This window comes from Bradyrhizobium sp. CCBAU 45394 (assembly GCF_028128655.1).
Taxonomy (GTDB): Bacteria; Pseudomonadota; Alphaproteobacteria; order Rhizobiales; family Xanthobacteraceae; genus Bradyrhizobium; species Bradyrhizobium diazoefficiens.
In genome coordinates this window covers 18,014-36,733 of record NZ_LBIX01000170.1, presented here as the reverse complement: position 1 = coordinate 36,733, position 18,720 = coordinate 18,014, and the positions used below count along the sequence as shown (strand labels likewise).

Below are 18,720 nucleotides of genomic sequence, written 5' to 3'. Positions count from 1 at the left end.
CCACCGGTCAGCGTGATTTTCGCCGGCCGGCGCGAGGCGGCTCGGCGCCGGGAAGTTCGATCAACTCCCCGCTCCGCAGCCCGTTGAACAGCATGTCGAAGAATATCTCCGCGATCTGTTCCGGGGTTGCGGATTTGTTGGGATTGTACCAGCGATGCATCCAATTGAGCGAAGAGAGGATCAGCCGGCCGGTCATGGGAACGTCGACCTTGCGGATTTCGCCGGCGTCGATGGCTTCCTGGATCAGGCCGCGCAGAAAGTTCTCGAAACGGTCGCGGCGCGTCAGCCTCTCCTTGTGCCGCCGTCGGTCGGGATCGTTCCAGAAGGCGGTCGTGGAGGCGATCCAGGCCCAGCGATAGCGCCGGAAGTATTCCGCCGTGGCGACCATGAAAGCACGAATCTTCTGCGACGGCGGCCCGTCGGGAATGCGGTCGCGCACGAAAAGGTAGAGTTCGAGCGTCGAGCCGACCGCCACCCGCGCGTAGATCTCGTCCTTGTTGGAGAAATGATGGTACAGGAGCGACTTGGAGATGCCGCAGGCGAGCGCGATGTCGCGCATCGAAGTCCCCTCAAATCCCTTGCTGGCGAACAGCCGCCCGGCCTCGGCGAGGATCTGAAGCACGCGGTCCGAGGCCTCGGCCTGGTTCGCAACGCCATCCTTCATCGTTGACAGTTCGGTCATGAACTCCGCAATCCGTTCGTCAGCCTGGCGCCAACATGAGGGTCTTTAGAATGAAACTAGGTTTTCACGGACCGATCGGTCAAGCCCGGCGATCCCTGCGCGAGGAACCATGAGCGCGGTCCGGATCACGCGAATCGGCACGACGAAGGACCAGCTCGGCGAAAGCCCGGTCTGGGATGAGCGCCGACAGCGCCTCTTCTGGATCGACGCGCTGGCCGGATTGATCCACGCCCTCGACCCCGTCACCGGCGCGACCGAGCAATTCGGCGCGCCCGCGCCGATCGGGTCGCTGGCGTTGCGGCGTGACGGCGGCGCTGTCCTCGCACTACGCCACGGATTTGCGCGCTACGACTTCGACATGCGCGTGCTGACCGAAGGTCCGTCGATCGGGCTCGACCACCCGAAGGTGCGGCTGAACGACGGAAAGGCCGATCCCCATGGACGGTTCGTGGCAGGCACGATGCACGGCGACCGCCCCCCGGATGAGGCGCCGCTCGGCGGCCTCTACCGCCTGGACGCATCGGGAGCGCTGGAACTTCTGGAGACGGACCTCGCCGTGAGCAACGGACCGTGCTTCAGCCCCGACGGACGGACGTTCTATCTCGCCGACAGCGCAAGACGGATCATCTGGGCCTATGACTACAGCCAGGATGGCCCCCTCACGAACAAACGCGTCTTCGTCAACACGGAGGCGCAAGACTCCGGTTGCGATGGCGCGACGATCGATGCGGAGGGGTATATCTGGTCGGTCCTCGTGCGCATCGGCAAGATCGCGCGGTTTTCGCCTGACGGGACGACCGTGCGGACGATCGACATGCCGATCCGCCATCCGACCAGCGTGACGTTCGGGGGAACCGATCTCGATATTCTGTACGTGACATCGATCTCGCGCAGCCATGCTCTCGGCGATGACCGCCCGGATGCCGGCGGCTTGTTCGCCGTCGAAGGCCTTGGCGTTCGCGGACTGCCGGCGCACCGGTTTGGCCCGGCCTGAGCGGCCCCTCCGCTACTGCGCCGATCTCTTGACCTGCCTTGGCACGTTCTCGGCCATGTAGTCCACGAAGACCCTGATCTTCTCCGGCAGATAGCTGCTCTGGAGGAAGGTGGCGTAGATTCCTTCGTCGAAGGTGGAGTTCGTCACCCGGAAGCCCGGCAACAGGCGGACCAGGCGCCCGCTCTTCAGCTGTTCCGCCACGGTATAGTCGTCCAACAGGGCGATGCCGTGGCCGGCAACGGCGAGATCGCACAGCACCACACCATTGTTGCTGCCGAAGGACGACGGCACGACAATCTCGCGCAGCCTGTTCCTGCGCATGAACTTCCAGACGACGTCGTCAGGGCCCATCCAGTAGGTCAGGCAATTGTGGCGGGTGATGTCCTCCGGCTCGCGCAATTTCGGCATCCGGCCGACGTAGTCCGGCGAGGCCACGAGAATCCGCTCGCTCCGCAGCAGCCTTCGCTGCATGAGGCCTGGGTCTTTCGCCGCCTGGATCTGGAAATCGACGTCGAATTCATCTTCGCGAAGCTGGGGACGGCGCTCCGACAGGCGCAGCTCCACCTTCAGTTCCGGATAGAGCTTCTGAAAGCCCGGGATCAGCGGCGAGAGCACCCTGATGCCGAACAGCGTCCGCGAGTGCACCCGTAGCGTTCCGCGCGGCGCGGTCTGCAACGAAAGCGCTGCGGCTTCGGCATCCTCGATACCGTGCAGGACCTGCTCGGTCCGCTGGAAGAAGATCTTGCCGGCGTCGGTCAATCCGAGATGGCGCGTGCTGCGGTTCAGGAGCTGCACGCCGAGCTGCGCCTCGAGCTCGCCGATGTAGCGCGACACGGACGCCGGGGAGAGCCCGACACGGCGCCCGGCCGCGGAAAAGCTGCCCTCACGGACGGCACTGACGAACAATTCCATGGCCTGGAGGCGATTCATCGATCTTTTCAGATTCTGCAAAGGACATGCTCAGAATACGTCAATTGTTCGAAAACGCTCAAGCCCATAGCTTGCTGAGAACGGATCGCAAGAGCGACCACGATCAGGTGGAGGAAGCAACTGATGGAATTCGGCGTATTCATTCTGGCGCAGCAGCGCGGCTATCATCAGAGCTCGCAGCAGGTCATCAACAACGCCGTCGAGCAGACCGTAGCCGCCGAGCAGGCCGGCTTCGATACGGCCTGGTATGCCGAGCACCATTTCAACAATTACAGCCTCTGCCCTTCGCCGCTGATGATGGTCGCGCACTGCGCCGGCCTGACCAAGCGCATCCGGCTCGGCACCGCCGTCTGCGTGTTGCCGCTGTATCACCCGGCGCGGCTGCTCGGCGAAATCGGCTTTGCCGACACGGTCTCGAACGGGCGTCTCGATCTCGGCATCGGCTCGGGCTACCAGAAGTTCGAGTTCGACCGCTTTGGCGTGGACCTCGAACATTCGCACGCGCTGTTCGCCGAATTCTACGACGTCCTTCAAGCGGGCATGCAGCAGCGCATCTTCTCCTATACCGGCGAGCACCTGAAGATGCCGCCGACCGCCATCGCGGTGCGCACGGTGCAGAAGCCGATGCCGCCGATCTGGGTCACGTCCGGCCACGGCGAGACGCTCGGCCGCGCCATTCGCGACAACCACAATCTGTTCGTCACTGCGCTGCTGAACGGCCTCGATGCCATCAAGGCCCTGCGCGAACGCCTCGAGGGGATCGCCGCCAACGAAGGCCGCTCCATCGACGACACGCGCTTCGGCTTCCTGCGCTGCGCCTATGCCAGCGACAATGACAGCGAGATCCAGTCGTACCTGCACAATGCGCGCTTCCAGCGCCGGCTCTCCGAAAGCTTGAAGTTCCGACGCGCCCAGAGCGACGACGGCTATCTGATCAAGGAAGAGGCCGGGCCGAACGACATGAGCCTGGAGACGATGCGGGACAACCTGCCCGTCGGCAGCGTCAACCAGGTGATCGACCGCATGCTGGAAGAGATCAGCATTCTCAGACCGACCCACATCGCGCTTCAGACCCAGCTCGGCGATTTCGACCAGCGCACGATGCTGCGCCAGATCGAGCTATGGGGCAGCAGGATCATTCCCGCGATCCGGAAAGAGCTGAAATCCGGCCGTGGCAAGGTCGCAGGCGAAGCCGTTTCGGCGTAACGCAACCGGCGAGAAGCGAGCCCGGAGGTACGTCATGGGATGTCAGATGTCTCAAATGACCGATTTCCGCTCAGTCGAAGCCGCGGAGTTTCGGCTGGCCATGCGTAACCTCGCGAGCGGCGTCGCAATCGTGGCGACGGGAACAGAGACGGCGCGGCGCGGGCTGACGGTCAGCTCCGTGACCTCGCTGTGCATGGACCCGCCCTGCCTGCTCGTCGGCGTCAATTCGAGCTCCGAAACCCACACCGCCATCCTCGCCAACGGCCGCTTCGGGATCAGTCTCCTCGGCAGCGGGCAGGAAGATCTGGCGCTGCGTTTCGCCGGTGGCGCCAAGGGCATCGACCGCTTCGCGACGGCGCCGTGGGAGCAAGGCGTCCTTGACGTGCCATTGCTCGAGCCGGCGATCGGCGCGCTGGAATGCGTGCTGCACCATCACCAAATGGTCGGCACGCACGGCCTGTTCATCGGCAGGATCGTCGCCACCCGCGGCGGCAACGGCGACCCCCTGGTCAATTTTCAGGGCGCGCTACGCGCGTTGCCACAGGGCTAAATGGACTTCAGGCCCGCCGAGGCCGGGATCATCTCGCGCCGGCAGGCCAGACTCAAAGGAGCGGCACCGTGATCATCGAATGCTTCGCCGGCGGCAGCGTCCGACTGGCCGAACCGCTCGACTTCCGCAAGTTCAAGCTGGTGCTGCACGCCGGCGCATCGCCGGAAGCGTTGGCCCGCACCGGGATCACGCTTCTTGATGATCGCGATGCGCTCGTCTCGATTAACCTGGTCCCCACCCTGGACGGCCGCCCCGATGATGCAAGCTGGGATCGGCAATATGCCGAGATGGTGGCCAAGGCCCGCGAGCATGGCTGGATCGATATCGTGCGAAATGCGATCCGGGCCCACGTCGAACCAGCCCTGTAGGCCGCAGTCCTTCAGCGCGGAACGACAGCCGTCGCTTCAATCTCGACGCGTGCTGCCGGCTCGACAAGGCGCACGACCTGAACGAGCGCCATGCTCGGATAGTGGGTGCCGATCACTTCGCGATAGGCTTTGCCGAGCGCCTTGAGATTGGAGACGTATTCGTCCATGTCCACGACATACCAGGTCAGACGAACCAGATGATCCGGCCTCGCGCCGCCTTCGGCCAGGATCGCGACGATGTTTTCGAGCGCCTGGCGGACCTGCGCAACAAATCCCTCGCCAAACCGGCCTGAAACGTCCCAGCCGACGACGCCGCCGGTCACGACGAAGCGCCCGTCGGCCATCATGCCGTTCGCATATCCCTTTGGCTGCGGCCAGCCACCTGGCTGGAGCACCTGCAAACCGTTCGCCATGTCGGGCGCCGCTGCGCCCGGCTGTCTCGTCACACTCATCGGCTTCTCTCTATCGTCTCAGCGCGATTTCAGTAAATCACGCGCCACAATCAGTTTCTGAACCTCGGTCGCGCCCTCGTAGATGCGCAACGCCCGGATTTCGCGGTAGAGGCTTTCGACCACCTCACCTTTGCGCACGCCGCGTCCGCCGAACATCTGAACCGCGCGGTCGATGACGCGCTGCGCGGTCTCGGTCGCCGTCAGCTTCGCCATGGCCGCTTCGCGCGTCGTCGGAAGCTTCTGGACATCGCGGCGCCAGGCTGCGCGATAGGTCAGGAGCGCGGCAGCGTCGGTGTCGGTTGCCATGTCGCCGAGCGCGGCCTGGGTCAATTGGAGATCTCCCAGCGTCGCGCCGAACATGCGTCGGCTGCGCGCGTGCGACAGCGCCTCGTCGAGCGCCCGCCGGGCGAAGCCGAGGGCAGCGGCCGCGACCGACGCGCGAAAAATATCCAGCGTCTGCATCGCCAGCTTGAACCCGCCGCCCGGCGCGCCGAGGCGACGGCTCGCCGGGATCCGGCAATTGGCAAAGCGCAACGTCGCCAGCGGATGCGGCGCGATGACGTCGATGCGGTCGGCGATACCGAAACCAGGATCATCGGGAAAGACGACGAAAGCCGAGATGCCGCGGGCGCCCGGCGCCTCGCCCGTTCGGGCGAACAGCGTGTAGACGTCGGCAATGCCGCCGTTGGAGATCCAGGTCTTCTCGCCGTCGATGACGTAGTCGTCGCCGTCGGCGCGCGCCGCGCAGGACATCGCCGCGACATCCGATCCCGCCTCCTTCTCGGACAGCGCGAAGGCCGCAAGCCATTCGCCGGAGCGAACCTTCGGCAGCACGGCCTTGCGCAGCTCGGCCGAACCGCCGAGCGCGATCGCACCGGAGCCGAGCCCCTGCATGGCGAAGGCGAAATCGGCGAGGCCGTCGGCATAGGCGAGCGACTCGCGCGACAGGCAGATCGAGCGGGAATCGATCGTTGTCGCATCGCCGTCGGGCGCCGCGACCGCGCAATCGAGCAGGCCCGCCTCGCCCATCGCGCGCACGAGCTTGCGGCAGGCGCCATCGACATCGCGATGATCGATTGTCTCGAGCGCCCCCGACTGCACGAAGCGGTCGAGCCGCTCGCCGATCGTGTGATGGCGCGGTTCGAAAAACGGCCAGTCCAGCCAGTCGCGCTTGATGACCTTTGCCACGGCGCTCATCTGATCCCTCCTCCGCTCACTGCGCGCTAGCTGCCGCGGCGCGCGCCAGATTGCTTTCGTATTGCCCCTTGGCGGACAGATACTGCTTCGGCCAATTGACCGACGTGATGCCGATGCGCGCGGCTTCGTGCAACGTCCAGGCCGGGTCGGCCAGATGCGGCCGCGCAATGGCGCAGAGGTCGGCGCGGCCGGCCGCGAGGATCGAGTTGGCGTGATCGGCCTCGGAGATCGCGCCGACTGCAATGGTCTCGATGCCGACTTCGTTGCGGATCAGGTCGGCGAACGGCGTCTGGAACAGGCGTCCATAGATCGGCCGCTCTTCCTTCCAGACCTGCCCCGACGAACAATCGATCACGTCCGCACCCGCCTCCTTGAACATCGCGGCGAAGATCGCCGCATCGGCCGGAGTGTTGCCGCCTTCGGTCCAGTCATGGCAGGACAGGCGCACCGACATCGGCCGATCGGACGGCCACGCCGCGCGCATCGCCTTGAACACCTCGAGCGGAAAGCGCGCACGGTTCTCGTGGCTGCCGCCGTATTCGTCCGTGCGCCGGTTGGTCAGCGGCGACAGGAAGCTCGACAGCAGATAGCCGTGGGCGCAATGGAGCTCGAGCCACTCGACGCCGGCCGACGCCGCACGATGTGTCGCCGCGACGAAATCGTCGCGCACGCGGTCCATGTCGCTGCGGTCCATAGCGCGCGGCAACTGGCTGTGGGGCAGATACGGCAACGCCGACGCGGAGATCAGAGGCCATTCACCGGATTCAAGGGGTTGATCGATCCCTTCCCATGGCACTCTGGTCGCGCCCTTGCGCCCGGCATGGCCGAGCTGGATTCCGACCTTGGCGTGTCCCAGGCTGTGGATCAGGCCAACCAGTCGGCGCCACTGCGCCTCTTGCGCATCGTTCCAGAGCCCGAGGCAACCCGGCGTGATCCGCGCATCCGGCGAAACGCAGGTCATCTCGGCAAAGATCAGCGCAGCGCCACCCATGGCGCGCGCGCCGAGATGGGCGATGTGGAAGTCGTTGATGAGCCCGTCCTCAGCCGAATACATCGCCATTGGCGACACCATGATGCGGTTCGCGAGCGAAAGGCCGCGCACGCGGTGCGGCGTCAGCATCGGCGGCAGCACCCGCTCGCCGTCCTTGACAGCGATGCCCGAGCGCGCGGCGAACCAGCGCTCAAAACCTTCCAGCCAGGTGCGGTCGCGCAAACGAAGGTTTTCGTGGCTGATGCGCTGGGAGCGCGTCAGCATCGAATAGAAGAATTGCGGCGGCTCGAGCGTATCGGCATAGCGCCGGCCGACCACCTCAAACCATTCCATGGCGTTGCGCGCCGCGTTCTGGATGCGCGCCACGTCGACGCGGCGCACCTCCTCATACGCTTCCAGCACGGTTTCGATGCCGGCGCGGCCGTGACCGTGGCGATCGAACTGATTGGCGAGCTCGATGGCGTCGTCGAGCGCGAGCTTGGTGCCCGACCCGATCGCGAAATGCGCGGTGTGCGCGGCGTCTCCCATCAGCACGACATGAGACTTGCCGTTGAACACGCTCCATTTGCCGCAGATCAGGCGGCTGAAATTGAGCCAGGCCGAGCCGCGCAGATGGCGGGCGTTGGTCAGGAGCTTCGCGCCATCGAGCGTCTCGGCGAAGATCTTTTCGCAGAAATCGATCGAGGCCTGCTGATCGAGCTCGCCAAGCCCGTGGGCATTGTAGGCTTCTTCCGTGGTCTCGACGATGAAGGTCGAGGTCTCCGCGTCAAACTTGTAGATGTGCGCCTGGAACCAGCCGTGCTCGGTCCTCTGAAAATCGAACGTGAAGGCGTCGAACGCCTTCTTGGTGCCGAGCCAGATGTAACGGTTCGGCCGGATCACCATGTCGGGCTGGAATTGCTCGGCATAGCGCGCGCGGATTCTGGAATTGACGCCGTCGCAGGCGACGATCAGGTCGGCGTCGGGAAATTCGAGATCGGACTCGACGTCGCGCTCGAAGACGAGCTCGACACCCAGCGCCTCGCAGCGCCTCTGAAGAATATTGAGCAGATGCTTGCGCCCGATACCGATGAAGCCATGGCCGGTCGTGCGCTGGCGCGTGCCCTTGAAGACGAGCTCGATATCGTCCCAGTGATTGAAGGCGTCCTCGATCTCGGTCGCGCTCTCGGGGTCGGCAAGGCGCATCGCGGTCATCATGGCATCGGAGAACACGACTCCCCAGCCGAACGTATCGTAGGGCTTGTTGCGCTCGACGACCGTGATGACGTGCTCCGGATGCCGGCGCTTCATCAGCAGGCCCAGATAGAGACCCGCCGGGCCGCCGCCAATACAGACTATGCGCATGATCCCTCGCTTTCGCGCGCCGCGCCGTGTGCCTGAGCTCTCGCTCGAATTATTTTAAGCATAAAGTATTTTGTCGGCACGGGCCTTGTCAAGGTGGGTTCTGCAAGGAGTCCGGGCGACGCGCCCGGCGCCACCGCGTCGATCTTGAGATACAATGCAAAGTGGACACGGCAGAGCCGAGTCCGAGGCACCCGGGCTCAGCCTTGAATTTACTTTTGGCACGAACTATCTTGCGGGCATCCACGAGAGCTGCACCAGCTTTCATCAGGCCACCAAGCCCGGGAGATTCGATTGGCGCTCGCGAAGGAGTCCACGCCTGTTTCAGCCAGGAATGGGGCGGATCAGGAGGCCGAGTACAGGGCTCAAACGCGAGTTTGGCTCCGGCTGCTCGCCTGCACGACCTTGATCGAGGGGGAGCTGCGGCGCCGGTTCCGTGAAGAGTTCGATTTTACCATGCCCCGCTTCGATGTTCTCGCCCAGCTCGACCGCGAGCCGAGCGGACTCGTGCTGGGAGAGCTGCCCAAGCGCCTGATGGTCTCGGCCGGGAACCTCACGCCGATCGTGGACCGCCTGGTCGCGGATGGATACATCACCCGCACAGCGTCGAACCTCGACCGCCGCGTGCAGATCGTCTGTATGACGGTCGAAGGCCGCAAGACCTTCAGGCGAATGGCCAAGAGCCACGGCGCATGGCTCGCCGAGCTGCTGGCGGATTTCCCGGCGGACCGGTTCGACGGATTGATCGGCGAGCTCGACGACCTCAAGGGCGCCGTCAGGGACGCGCTGCAAAAACCCTGAGCGGACGCGACGGTCAGCGTCGCAATCTTACTCCGGCCGCCTCGCGATCCCACGTATCCGCGGTGACGCCGGCGTCACGCAGCACGCCCTTCTTGATCTTGCCGTTCTCCGTCAGCGGCATCTGGCTCAGAATGCGCACATAGCGCGGGATGGCGAAATAGGCGATCTGCCCTTCGCAATGCCCGACGATGTCGACGGGCTCCAGCGATTGGCCCGGCTCCAGCAGGATCGCAGCCGCAACCTCGTCCTCTCCCAATTCCGACGGCAGCGGGTAGATCGCGCAAGCGGCGACCGCGGGATGGGACTGGATGGTCTGCTCGACCTCCCACGAAGATACGTTCTCGCCACGCCTGCGGATCGAATCCTTCATGCGGTCAATGAAGCGATAGTGTCCGTCAGCATCCCGGACGACCCGATCGCCCGAGTGAAACCACAGATTTCGCCACGCCTCGACCGTTTTCTCCGGCATGCCGAAATAGCCGGTGGCGAAAGCAAAGGGCTCTTTTGCGCGAAGCAGCAGCTCCCCGGCCTGTCCGTCAGCAAGCGCTGAATCATTTTCGTCGACGATCCGCGCCTCGATCCCGTTGGCGAGATAGCCCATCGTCCCTGGACGATCGGATGGGATCGTTCCTGCAAACACGAAATTGGTCTCGGTCGAGCCATAGCCGTCGACCAGCGGCACGCCAAATCGCTCGAGGAACGGCGCGTGGATTTGCGGCGGCACGCCGCCGCCAAGCGCAACGCGAAGACGATGCGCCGAATCGTTCGGATTCTTCGGCTGCGCCAGAAGCATCGACGCCATCGCACCGAGCAGATAGCCGACCGTCGCATTGTGCCGTTGCGCGGCGGCCCAGAAGCCGGAGGCGGAGAACTTCGGCTCCAGCACGTAGGTGCATCCGTTCAGGAGCGCCTGGTAGAACGCATTCAGCGCGTTGGTGTGAAACAAAGGCAGCGTCGTGAACAGCACATCGCCCTCGCGAACGCCAAGCGCCCGCGCCGAATAGATGCCCCACCAGAACAGTTGCGCCTGCGGGCAGCACACACCCTTTGCAGGCCCCGTCGTGCCAGGATCGCAACGGTGTCGCCGGGGCGCACGGCGCCCGCCGGGGCCGCGGCTCCGAGAGCCGGCAATGGCAACGCGGAAAGCCCGGCATCGACCGCCCCGCCGGCAGCTCCGACGATCCAGGTCCGAGGCGGCAGCTCGACACCTGCCTCGACACTCTCGATCGCGGCAACGAACTGAGCCTCGACGACAAGGAGCGCGGGACGCGAGTTGCGGAAGATGTGGGAGAGCTGGAAGCCGCGGAGCGCTGTATTGATCGGGACCGCGATGGCCCCGAGCCACGCACAGCCAAGGTAGACCTGTAAAAACTCCGGACGGTTCGAACACATCAGCGCGACCCGATCGCCCGGCTTGATCCCCGCATTGACGAGCGCCTGGGCCGCCGCGGCCGCGATCGCCGCGGTCTGCGCAAAGGTCCAGCGCGTCTCGCCCGCGACCAGCAGGACGCGATCGCCATAGCGTTCCGCCTGCCGCGTGAGGATGGTGGAAAGGATCCGCTCCGACGGTGGAAACGACGTCACCGCGCGCGCCCAGGCCGGCGTCGCGTTCTCCCGTCCGGCCGCTGCGCCGGCGTTCGCCGGCCCCTCGTTTTCCGCCACGATCATGCGTCCGCCTCAGGGCAACAGCTTGTATTTGCCGTCCTCGATCTGGACCAGGATGCGCGAGCGATCGTCGACGCCATGCCGATCAGCCGGCGTGTAGGTGTAGACGCCCTGCGTCCCCACGACCTCCTTGGTCGTGAACAGCGCCTGACGAAGCGCGGTCCGAAATTCCGGCGAGCCGGGCTTGGCGCCGGTTGCCATCGCACGCTTGGCGGCATCGGCGAACACCAGCCAGCCGTCGAAGGAATAGGACGAGAATGAATCCGTCGGCGCCTCGCCGTTGGCCTTCTCGAAGGCCGCACGGAAATCCAGCGCAACCTTCTGAATCGGATTGCTGGCGGGAAGCTGCTCCGCCGCGGTCACCGGTCCGGTCGGACAGATGATGCCGTTGGCGGCCTTGCCGGCAAGACGGAGGAAATCGGCACTGATCATGCCGTGATTGCCGTAGAGCGGCCCCTTGTAGCCGCGCTCGGACAGCGCGATGACCGGCAGCGCACCGGGCGTTCCCGTTCCACCCAGCATGATCGCATCGGGACGCGCGGCGATCGCGCGCAGCACCTGGGCCGTGACCGAAGAGTCCGAACGCGCGTAGCGCTCATTGGCGATCACCTTGATGTCCGCCGACTTGGCGGCCTGCACCAGGGAATCGTAGAAGAGGTCACCTAACGCGTCGGAGAAGCCGATGAAGGCGACGCTCTTCAATCCCTTCGCCTTCATGTTGTCGACGATGCCCTGCAACAGCAGCGGCGTCGGTTGCGGCGTCTGCACGACCCAGGGACCGCCCTCGCCCGGCGGCACCGGCGCGATCGGGGACACCGCGATCATCGGAATCTTCATCTCGATAGCCGCAGTCGCCATTGCGAGCGTCTGGGGCGCACCGGACGTGCCAATGAGGACATCGACTTTTTCCTGCTCGACGAGTTTGCGGGCATTGCGCGCCGACGACGTCGGATCGGAGCCGTCATCGAGCTGGATGACCCGCACCTTCTCGCCGCCGATCTCACCGACATAGGCCTGGCCCGCCGCGATCCCCTTCGCGTTCGGAATGCCGATCGAGGATACCGGTCCGCTGAGACCGGTGACGAAGCCGACGAGAATATCGGCTTGCGCAATGTGCGGGACGGCAAGAAGCAACGCAGTGGAGGCCAGCAGACTCTTGATCAAGTTCATGGCACCTGTCCTTCGTGAGAATGTCTTGTTCCGATTGGCAAGCGCCATGGATTCAGTTCAGGTTGACGAAACCAGCGCGATGACGCGAAGCGGACTGCCGGAGCCGTTCTGGATCTTCAGCGGCGAGGCGACGATGACAGCCCCGGTGGCCGGAAGCTGATCCAGGTTGCACAGGCATTGCAGGCCGTAGCGACCCGCGCCGTGCAGGAAGTGATGCGCCGGATAAGGCGGCTCGAAATGGCCGGCCTGCCCTGCATCCGTGCCGATGGTCTCGGTGCCAAATCCGATGACGCCGCGCTCCTCCACCAGCCACTTCATGACATCAGGGTTCGGGCCCGGCGTGTGCGCGCCGTCATCCCTGAGATTGGAATAGTCGCGCCAACCCTTCTTCGACCAGTCGGTCCGCAGCAGCGCCCAGTTCCGCTCGGGGATCCGGCCGTGCTTGGCTTCCCAGGCTTCCACGAGCGGGACGGTCAGCAGGAAATCGGGATCCTGCGCCGCCTGCGCGGAGCAGTCGATGACGCAGGCCGGCGCGATCATGTCCTTGGCCGGCATCGTGTCGACGGCATTGTTCGGCAGGCTCTTGCCGGTGAACCAGTGAATCGGCGCGTCGAAATGCGTGCCGGTGTGCTCGCCGAACGTGACATTGTTCCAATACCAGGCCGGGCCGCGACCGTCGTATCGCGAGATTTCCTGGATGCGGACCGGCGCCGCCTGGCCGAACTCCGGCGGCAGCACGATGACCGGAAAGTCCGGACTGAGCGTGAAAGTCAGATCGACGACGCGCACCGCGCCGGAAGAAATCGCACCCGCCAGCTCCAGGAGATTGTTGCTCTGCATCGTCACGTCCTCCGGCTTGGTTGAAATCTCGATGTCACCTGTCGAGCTCGCGCTCGAGCGCTTTCGGATTGGCCGCGAGACGTTGCCGTATCTCTTCGGCGACATCTCCGACATACATCTCCTCGAGCCCGCCTCTCAGCCCCGATACGATCGCCTGCGCGATGGCGCGCGGCGCGACCTTCGGCGGCGGCACGGTCTGGAACCATTCGGTGTCGACAGGCCCGGTGAACAGATTCATCACCTTGACGCCGCCGGGCCTGAGCTCGGCACGAAGGCAGTGCGAGAGCGACAGGCACGCCGCTTGCGAGGCCGAGTAGGCGCCAAAGGCAGGCCAGTTCGCCAGCGCATAGACCGAGAGAATGTTGACCCACGCGGCGCTGTTATTGATGCCATCGGCTCCCCGCATCCGCATGCCGGGGCCAAAGGCCTGCGCGAGGTTGATGAAGCCGAGATAGGCCTGGTCGATCTCGTCCCGTGCGATGCTCGTGCCCCTGCGGTCGAGCAGGCCGCCCGGCCGCACATATTCCGTCGTGTTGACGAGGATATCGACCTTGCCGCCGATGTCGGCGGCGAGATCAGCTGCGGATTTCTCGTCGGCCGCATCAAGGGTCACGATTTCGATCCCGTCCTGACCGCGCAGCAGATTCTCGCCGGCGAAAGGCCGCCATGGTTCGGCAACACCGACAAAGACCGTCTTGGCGCCTGCCGCCTTCAATGCGGCGACGGCTTCCTGGCCGATCACGCTGCGGCCGTTGGTCACGAGCACGCGCCGGAATTTCGGATCGGCCGTCATTTCCCGCCACTGCTTGTCGTCTGCCATGTTGGGAGTCTCCCCCTCGGGATGGGCAAAAGCCACCGCTTGGCCGCTCTTGTCGAGTTGAAACGACATGCGGACGGGCGCGCCCTCCGCGGCGTCGGCATGGAGATGTGCGACGATCGTCGGACCGCAGTCCATCTTGACGAGGCCGATGCGCCAGGGCGCCCGTTCACGGAAATAGACGTCGCTCGGCACGCGTGCCGTCGTTTCCGCGAGAAGGACGCCTCGTCGTGGCGCATCGGCGAACGCGAGGTTGGCCGACAGGCAAGACGGACAAGCCTCCCGCGCGGGATAGGCGAAGGCACCGCAGGCATCACACTGCTGCAGCATGAAGCGGCCTTCGGCGGCTGCCCGCGTGAACCCATGCGACGTCCTGCTGCGCGGTCGCGGTGGCGAAGCAGGCAGCCGCGTCCGCAGCAGCGGGTTCTTGCGCCGGGGCGGCTTGATCGGCTCTATCATCGCGACGGCCCTGCAAAGATCGCGGCGCCCGAGGCGAGACCGCGGTCGTAATTGATCATACCGAACCCCGAGGCCAAGGCGAGGTTCGCATTCCTGACCTGGGTGGAGCCTGCAGTCCCCAGAACCTGCCGCAGCCCTTCGACGAGGCCGAGATAGGCGCCGGCCGCGCCGGCCTGCCCGGCCGAGAGTTGTCCGCCCGAGGTGTTGTGCGGAAAGTCGCCATCGATGGTGAGATCGTGCTGGCGCACGAACTCGGCCCCCTCCCCCTTCTTGCAGAAGCCGAGATCCTCGAACTGCATCATCGTGATGACGGGATAGTCGTCATAGGTCTGCACGACAGCGAGATCATCAGGCTTCACGCCGGCCATCGCATAGAGTTCGCCGATGTCCATCGCCCAGCCGCCGCGCACCTGCATCGGATCGTCGGCGAAGGCATTGTGCCGCTCGATCGTCGACAGCAGTCGCGCCACAGGCAGCCCGAGCGACGCCGCGGTATCCTCGCGCATGACGAGGAACGCTTCCGCGCCGGCGCAGGGCATCACGCAGTCGAACAGATGGATGGGATCGGAGATCGGTCGGGCCGCGAGATACTGTTCGAGCGTCAACGGTGCCTTCATCAACGCGTGCGGGTTGCGCAGCGCATTGGCGCGCTGGGCGACCGCGATCCTGCCGACATCCTCCCGCGTGACGCCGAAGGTGCGCATATAGTTGCGCGCGATCAGCGCGAAGCTCGCATTGGCGCCGCCCGCGCCATAGGGATAGACGGCATCCTGGTTGAAGCGCGAGAAATTCTCGAGCGTCAGCCGGAAGGAATCGACGTGGTTGGTGTCACCCGCCACGCACGCCACGATGTCGGCGTCATGGGCCTGAACCGCGCGCGCCGCCTTTCGCAATCCCGCGACCGCGCTGGCGCCGCCGAGCGGGATCGTATCCAGCCATCGCACGCAGAGCCCGAAGTGCTGCGTCAATCCGATCCCGCTGTCAGTCCCCATGGTGAAGCTGGAGACGCACAGACCGTCGATGTCGGAGGCTTTGATGCCGGCCTGCGCGACGAGCGCGCTGAGCGCACGGCCGATCCACCACTGCGCGCTTTCGATGGAGTAGCGCACATAGGGAATCGTGACGGGAGCCGCAATCACGACGCCGTCGTACGGTGTGCGTAAGGAATTGGTCACCGAGCGCCCGCCTCGTTCATCCGCCTGAGACCACCGTCAGTTTCACGGCAATATTGCCGCGGGTTGCGTTCGAATAGGGGCAACGCTCGTGCGCGCCGGCGACGACCTCTTCGGCCACAGATTTCTCGACACCCGGCAGGTTGACTTTCAGTTCAACGGCGAGCGCATATCCGACGGGGACCGGCCCCATTGCAACCTTCGCGGTCACCGAGGGCTCGGCGGATGGCGCGACCTTGCGGGTGCGCGCGACCAGCTTGACCGCACCGAGAAAGCACGCGGCATAGCCGGCCGCAAAGAGCTGCTCGGGATTGGTGCCCTCGCCGCCGGGGCCGCCCAGCGATTTCGGCACGGACAGCAAGACCGACAGCCGATCGTCAGTGCTGGCGGCCTTGCCATCCCGACCTCCGGTCGCCGTCACCTCGGTCTCGTACAGGATCTTTTCGGGAGTCATCATGGCTGGTTCTCCAAGGCTGGTTCACCGGGACTGGCGGCTGTTGCGGGCGAGAAGTGCGCGAAAATCGTCGCGCGCCTGTGCGCTGGCCCGCTTGAAGCTCGGCCCGCGGCTGGGCTCGGTGCCATTGAGCTTCCGGAGCTGCACCCACATCTCCGCACTCTTCAGGGCCACGGCCGCGCAGTTGACCACGGGCGCGTGGCCGACCTTCAGGCCATGCTCCCTGCCGATCAGGAGGCCCGGCAGCACACCGGCGGGGATCACGACGTCGGCGCCGCGCTCGACCAGCGGACGTGCGCAGGCGACAAAATCCTCGATCATGCGGGCTTGCGCGGCCTGATCTCCGGCGAACGCATCGGCGAAATCCGCCGGCTTGCAGCCAAGGCCCGTCACGTGGACCACGCGATCGCCGAGGCCGTAGCGCTCGGCCTGCTCGTAATGCCAGACCTCGAAGACAGGATCGAGCGTCACAAGGCCTAATCGCCGGCCGAGCTGCGAGGCCGCCAGCAACGTCGCCTCGCCGGTCCCGATCACGGGAATGTCGAGCGTCGAGCGCAGCTCGTAGAGACCCGGATCCTGGAAGTGCCCCATGACGAAGGCGTCGAACCCGCCCTCCTCGGCCGCGATGCCGTTGTCGATCGCCTGGACGGCGCAGCGCAATTCCGCAAGCCGTCCGAACTCGCGGTCCGGCGGCGAAATGCCCTCGACATGAACCGTCGTGCCGGATGCGGCGATGTTGTTGAGGTACTCCGACAGCCGCGCCATGTAGGGCGCGTTCACGCTCGCATCAACGAAGCTCTGCCAGAAGATGCGCATCGTCCTTCTCCTCAAGCGGTGATCGGAGGATCGGTCGTCGGCTGCCGATGAATATATTTCAATCATAAACTAATTCACGCGTCAAATGCACGCCGCGGCGCTGGCGACGGCCACCGCCACGGCAAGGCAGGCACGGCCTTTTCGTCCAATCGAATGGCAAAGAAGCGCCGCGCTCTGGCGAAATTGTATGCAACGACATTTTTTTCTGACAGCACCGTGACACGTGTTGACGGCCCCACCGATAATACTTTAGGCTTTAAGTAATTCCTCGCCGGTCAGGGACCGGTGGCCATGACAATGATGTTGCAGGGCACCGATTTTGAGAGACTCGATCGTGTGGACAGTCGCCGTGCTCGAACAGCCGGCAGCAGCAGCACCGCCGGTCGCGCATCGCGGCAGGGCCAACGACCTTTCATTGCTTCAGAAAAGGCCCGCCCGCATTCGCCGATGGGCTCGTTGTTCGAACGGCAACCAGGGCCATGGCTGCTGACGCCCGCCCGAGCAAACTCTCTTCGGCCGCGCCCGGGATTTGGCGCTGCAGCAATGCTTTCAATCGGTTCGTTCGTCGTTCGGGCTCCCCGCGTGGCGGCATCAAGGCATTCCTATCCAGCATCAACGGAGGAGAACGCAAATGCGCAAGACTCTGAGCCTACTTGCACTTGTCGCCGGAATCTTCGCAGCCCCGGCTGCGCGGGCCGACATCACGATCGGCTTCGTCACCTCGCTCAGCGGCAACGGCTCGTCGATCGGAATCCCCTATGGGCGGGGCATCAACGCCGCCTATGAATACAAGAAGACCATCAACGGCGAGACCATTCGCCTGATCCAGCTCGACGACGGCTCCGACCCGTCGGCCGCGACCCGCAATGCGCGCAAGCTGGTGGAGGAAGAGAAAGTCGACCTCCTGATCGGCACCGCGACGGCCCCCTCGACCATCGCCATGGCGGCAGTGGCGAGCGAGCTGAAGGTGCCGATGATCGCGGTCTCGCCGATCGCCAAATTGCCTGATACGCCCGAGCAGTGGGTGGTGTCGGTGCCGCAGCCGGCTTCCCTCCTCGTCAAGATCGTCGCCGACCGCATGAAGCGCGACGGCATGAAGAACATCGGCTATATCGGCTTCTCCGACGCGTGGGGCGACCTCGTCTACAACGGCGCCAAGGCCGCCGAAGCCGCCGGCGACATCAAGGTCCAGACCAACGAGCGCTATGCCCGCACCGACACCTCGGTCACCGCGCAAACCCTGAAGGTGCTTGCGGCGCGGCCGGACGCCGTGCTGGACGGCGGCTCGGGCACCCAGGGCGCGCTGCCTCTGCTCAGCCTCGCCGAACGCGGCTTCAAGGGAAACACCTACGGTACCGTCGCGCTGGTCAATCCGGACTTCGTCAACGTCGGCGGCAAGGCGGCCGACGGCATTCAGGTCTCCGCGGGTCCCGTGATCGTCGCCGAGCAGCTTCCCGACGAGCACTTTGCCAAGAAGATCGCGCTGGATTTCCGCAGCGTCTACCAGAAGACCCATAACATCCCGACCACGGACGGCTTCTCCGCCTACTCCTTCGACGCCTGGCTGATCTTCGCCAACGCCGCCGAGCGCGCGCTCAAGACCGCCAAGCCCGGAACGGCGGAATTCCGCGCTGCGTTGCGGGACGCGATCCTCAGCACCAAGGAGCTGCCGGGCGTGCATGCCGTCTACAACTTCAAGCCCGGTGCGGTGACCGGCGTCGACGAACGCGCGCTCGTCGTGGTGCGGCTGACCGGCGGTGCCTGGAAGTACGCGCCGTAGTCGGAGGGCGGCAGACAGTCAGAACGGGGGAACGA

General features: G+C 65.0%; 19 protein-coding genes. 6 read left to right on the top strand and 13 right to left on the bottom strand.

Translation table 11 applies throughout. The annotated features are described in order from the left end of the window. Nucleotides 1-7 precede the first annotated feature (7 nt). Nucleotides 8-682 (bottom strand): TetR/AcrR family transcriptional regulator, encoded by a 675-nt coding sequence (locus WN73_RS27105; RefSeq protein ID WP_011086227.1) that lies wholly within the window; start codon nt 680-682, stop codon nt 8-10. Nucleotides 683-791: 109 nt separating this feature from the next. On the opposite strand from WN73_RS27105, the gene WN73_RS27100 reads away from it, so the two are divergent. Continuing rightward, nucleotides 792-1,676, top strand: a complete 885-nt coding sequence (locus WN73_RS27100) for an SMP-30/gluconolactonase/LRE family protein (protein WP_271555390.1) — start codon at nt 792-794, stop codon at nt 1,674-1,676. A 12-nt stretch (nt 1,677-1,688) separates the two neighbouring features. On the opposite strand, the gene WN73_RS27095 is transcribed toward WN73_RS27100, so the two are convergent. Beyond that, entirely contained in the window at nt 1,689-2,606 is a 918-nt protein-coding gene (locus WN73_RS27095) for a LysR family transcriptional regulator (protein WP_028171985.1), read from the bottom strand. 123 nt (nt 2,607-2,729) lie between these two features. Between WN73_RS27095 and WN73_RS27090 the strand changes: the two genes are divergently transcribed. The 3 genes from WN73_RS27090 to WN73_RS27080 all read left to right on the top strand — a co-directional run bounded on the left by WN73_RS27090 (nt 2,730) and on the right by WN73_RS27080 (nt 4,730). Continuing rightward, the gene (locus tag WN73_RS27090) at nt 2,730-3,812 is read left to right on the top strand and encodes an LLM class flavin-dependent oxidoreductase (RefSeq protein ID WP_271555389.1); all 1,083 of its coding nucleotides are present in this window, start codon (nt 2,730-2,732) and stop codon (nt 3,810-3,812) included. Nucleotides 3,813-3,867: 55 nt separating this feature from the next. Next, nucleotides 3,868-4,362: a flavin reductase family protein gene (locus tag WN73_RS27085; RefSeq protein WP_271555388.1), complete on the top strand. Its 495-nt coding sequence runs from the start codon at nt 3,868-3,870 to the stop codon at nt 4,360-4,362. 68 nt (nt 4,363-4,430) lie between these two features. Continuing rightward, entirely contained in the window at nt 4,431-4,730 is a 300-nt protein-coding gene (locus tag WN73_RS27080) for a hypothetical protein (RefSeq protein WP_271555387.1), read from the top strand. A gap of 11 nt (nt 4,731-4,741) precedes the next feature. Here the strand turns inward: WN73_RS27080 and WN73_RS27075 are convergent, their stop codons facing one another. From WN73_RS27075 to WN73_RS27065, 3 genes are read right to left on the bottom strand one after another with little or no spacing between them, the layout of a single operon-like run. Next, nucleotides 4,742-5,182: a RidA family protein gene (locus WN73_RS27075; protein ID WP_271555386.1), complete on the bottom strand. Its 441-nt coding sequence runs from the start codon at nt 5,180-5,182 to the stop codon at nt 4,742-4,744. Between the two features lie 18 nt (nt 5,183-5,200). Beyond that, nucleotides 5,201-6,379: an acyl-CoA dehydrogenase family protein gene (locus WN73_RS27070; protein ID WP_271555385.1), complete on the bottom strand. Its 1,179-nt coding sequence runs from the start codon at nt 6,377-6,379 to the stop codon at nt 5,201-5,203. A gap of 16 nt (nt 6,380-6,395) precedes the next feature. Next, nucleotides 6,396-8,714 (bottom strand): bifunctional salicylyl-CoA 5-hydroxylase/oxidoreductase, encoded by a 2,319-nt coding sequence (locus WN73_RS27065; RefSeq protein ID WP_271555384.1) that lies wholly within the window; start codon nt 8,712-8,714, stop codon nt 6,396-6,398. A 291-nt stretch (nt 8,715-9,005) separates the two neighbouring features. On the opposite strand from WN73_RS27065, the gene WN73_RS27060 reads away from it, so the two are divergent. Continuing rightward, entirely contained in the window at nt 9,006-9,512 is a 507-nt protein-coding gene (locus WN73_RS27060) for a MarR family winged helix-turn-helix transcriptional regulator (protein ID WP_011086218.1), read from the top strand. Between the two features lie 13 nt (nt 9,513-9,525). Here the strand turns inward: WN73_RS27060 and WN73_RS27055 are convergent, their stop codons facing one another. The 8 genes from WN73_RS27055 to WN73_RS27020 are packed head-to-tail and all read right to left on the bottom strand — an operon-like array spanning nt 9,526 to nt 16,905. Next, on the bottom strand, nt 9,526-10,554 hold the full coding sequence (locus WN73_RS27055; RefSeq protein WP_271555383.1) for an AMP-binding protein: 1,029 nt from the start codon (nt 10,552-10,554) through the stop codon (nt 9,526-9,528). Next, a complete protein-coding gene (locus tag WN73_RS27050; protein ID WP_271555382.1) occupies nt 10,437-11,174 on the bottom strand; it encodes an AMP-binding protein in 738 nt (245 codons plus the stop codon). Before WN73_RS27050 ends, WN73_RS27055 begins: the two co-directional genes overlap by 118 nt. 15 nt (nt 11,175-11,189) lie before the next feature. Next, nucleotides 11,190-12,347, bottom strand: a complete 1,158-nt coding sequence (locus WN73_RS27045; RefSeq protein ID WP_271555381.1) for an ABC transporter substrate-binding protein — start codon at nt 12,345-12,347, stop codon at nt 11,190-11,192. A 57-nt stretch (nt 12,348-12,404) separates the two neighbouring features. Then, nucleotides 12,405-13,187, bottom strand: coding sequence for a cyclase family protein (locus WN73_RS27040; RefSeq protein ID WP_161535548.1), 783 nt, complete (start codon nt 13,185-13,187; stop codon nt 12,405-12,407). A gap of 34 nt (nt 13,188-13,221) precedes the next feature. Next, nucleotides 13,222-14,463: an SDR family NAD(P)-dependent oxidoreductase gene (locus WN73_RS27035; RefSeq protein ID WP_161535549.1), complete on the bottom strand. Its 1,242-nt coding sequence runs from the start codon at nt 14,461-14,463 to the stop codon at nt 13,222-13,224. Then, nucleotides 14,460-15,638 carry a thiolase family protein gene (locus tag WN73_RS27030; protein WP_271555380.1) on the bottom strand — a complete coding sequence of 393 codons (1,179 nt, stop codon included), beginning with the start codon at nt 15,636-15,638 and terminating at the stop codon, nt 14,460-14,462. Before WN73_RS27030 ends, WN73_RS27035 begins: the two co-directional genes overlap by 4 nt. Before the next feature lie 16 nt (nt 15,639-15,654). Beyond that, complete coding sequence (locus WN73_RS27025; RefSeq protein ID WP_060911388.1) at nt 15,655-16,092, bottom strand: organic hydroperoxide resistance protein; 438 nt, start codon at nt 16,090-16,092, stop codon at nt 15,655-15,657. A 21-nt stretch (nt 16,093-16,113) separates the two neighbouring features. After that, nucleotides 16,114-16,905 (bottom strand): aspartate/glutamate racemase family protein, encoded by a 792-nt coding sequence (locus WN73_RS27020; protein WP_038965978.1) that lies wholly within the window; start codon nt 16,903-16,905, stop codon nt 16,114-16,116. A 631-nt stretch (nt 16,906-17,536) separates the two neighbouring features. Between WN73_RS27020 and WN73_RS27015 the strand changes: the two genes are divergently transcribed. Then, the gene (locus tag WN73_RS27015) at nt 17,537-18,685 is read left to right on the top strand and encodes an ABC transporter substrate-binding protein (RefSeq protein ID WP_271555379.1); all 1,149 of its coding nucleotides are present in this window, start codon (nt 17,537-17,539) and stop codon (nt 18,683-18,685) included. Nucleotides 18,686-18,720 lie beyond the last annotated feature (35 nt).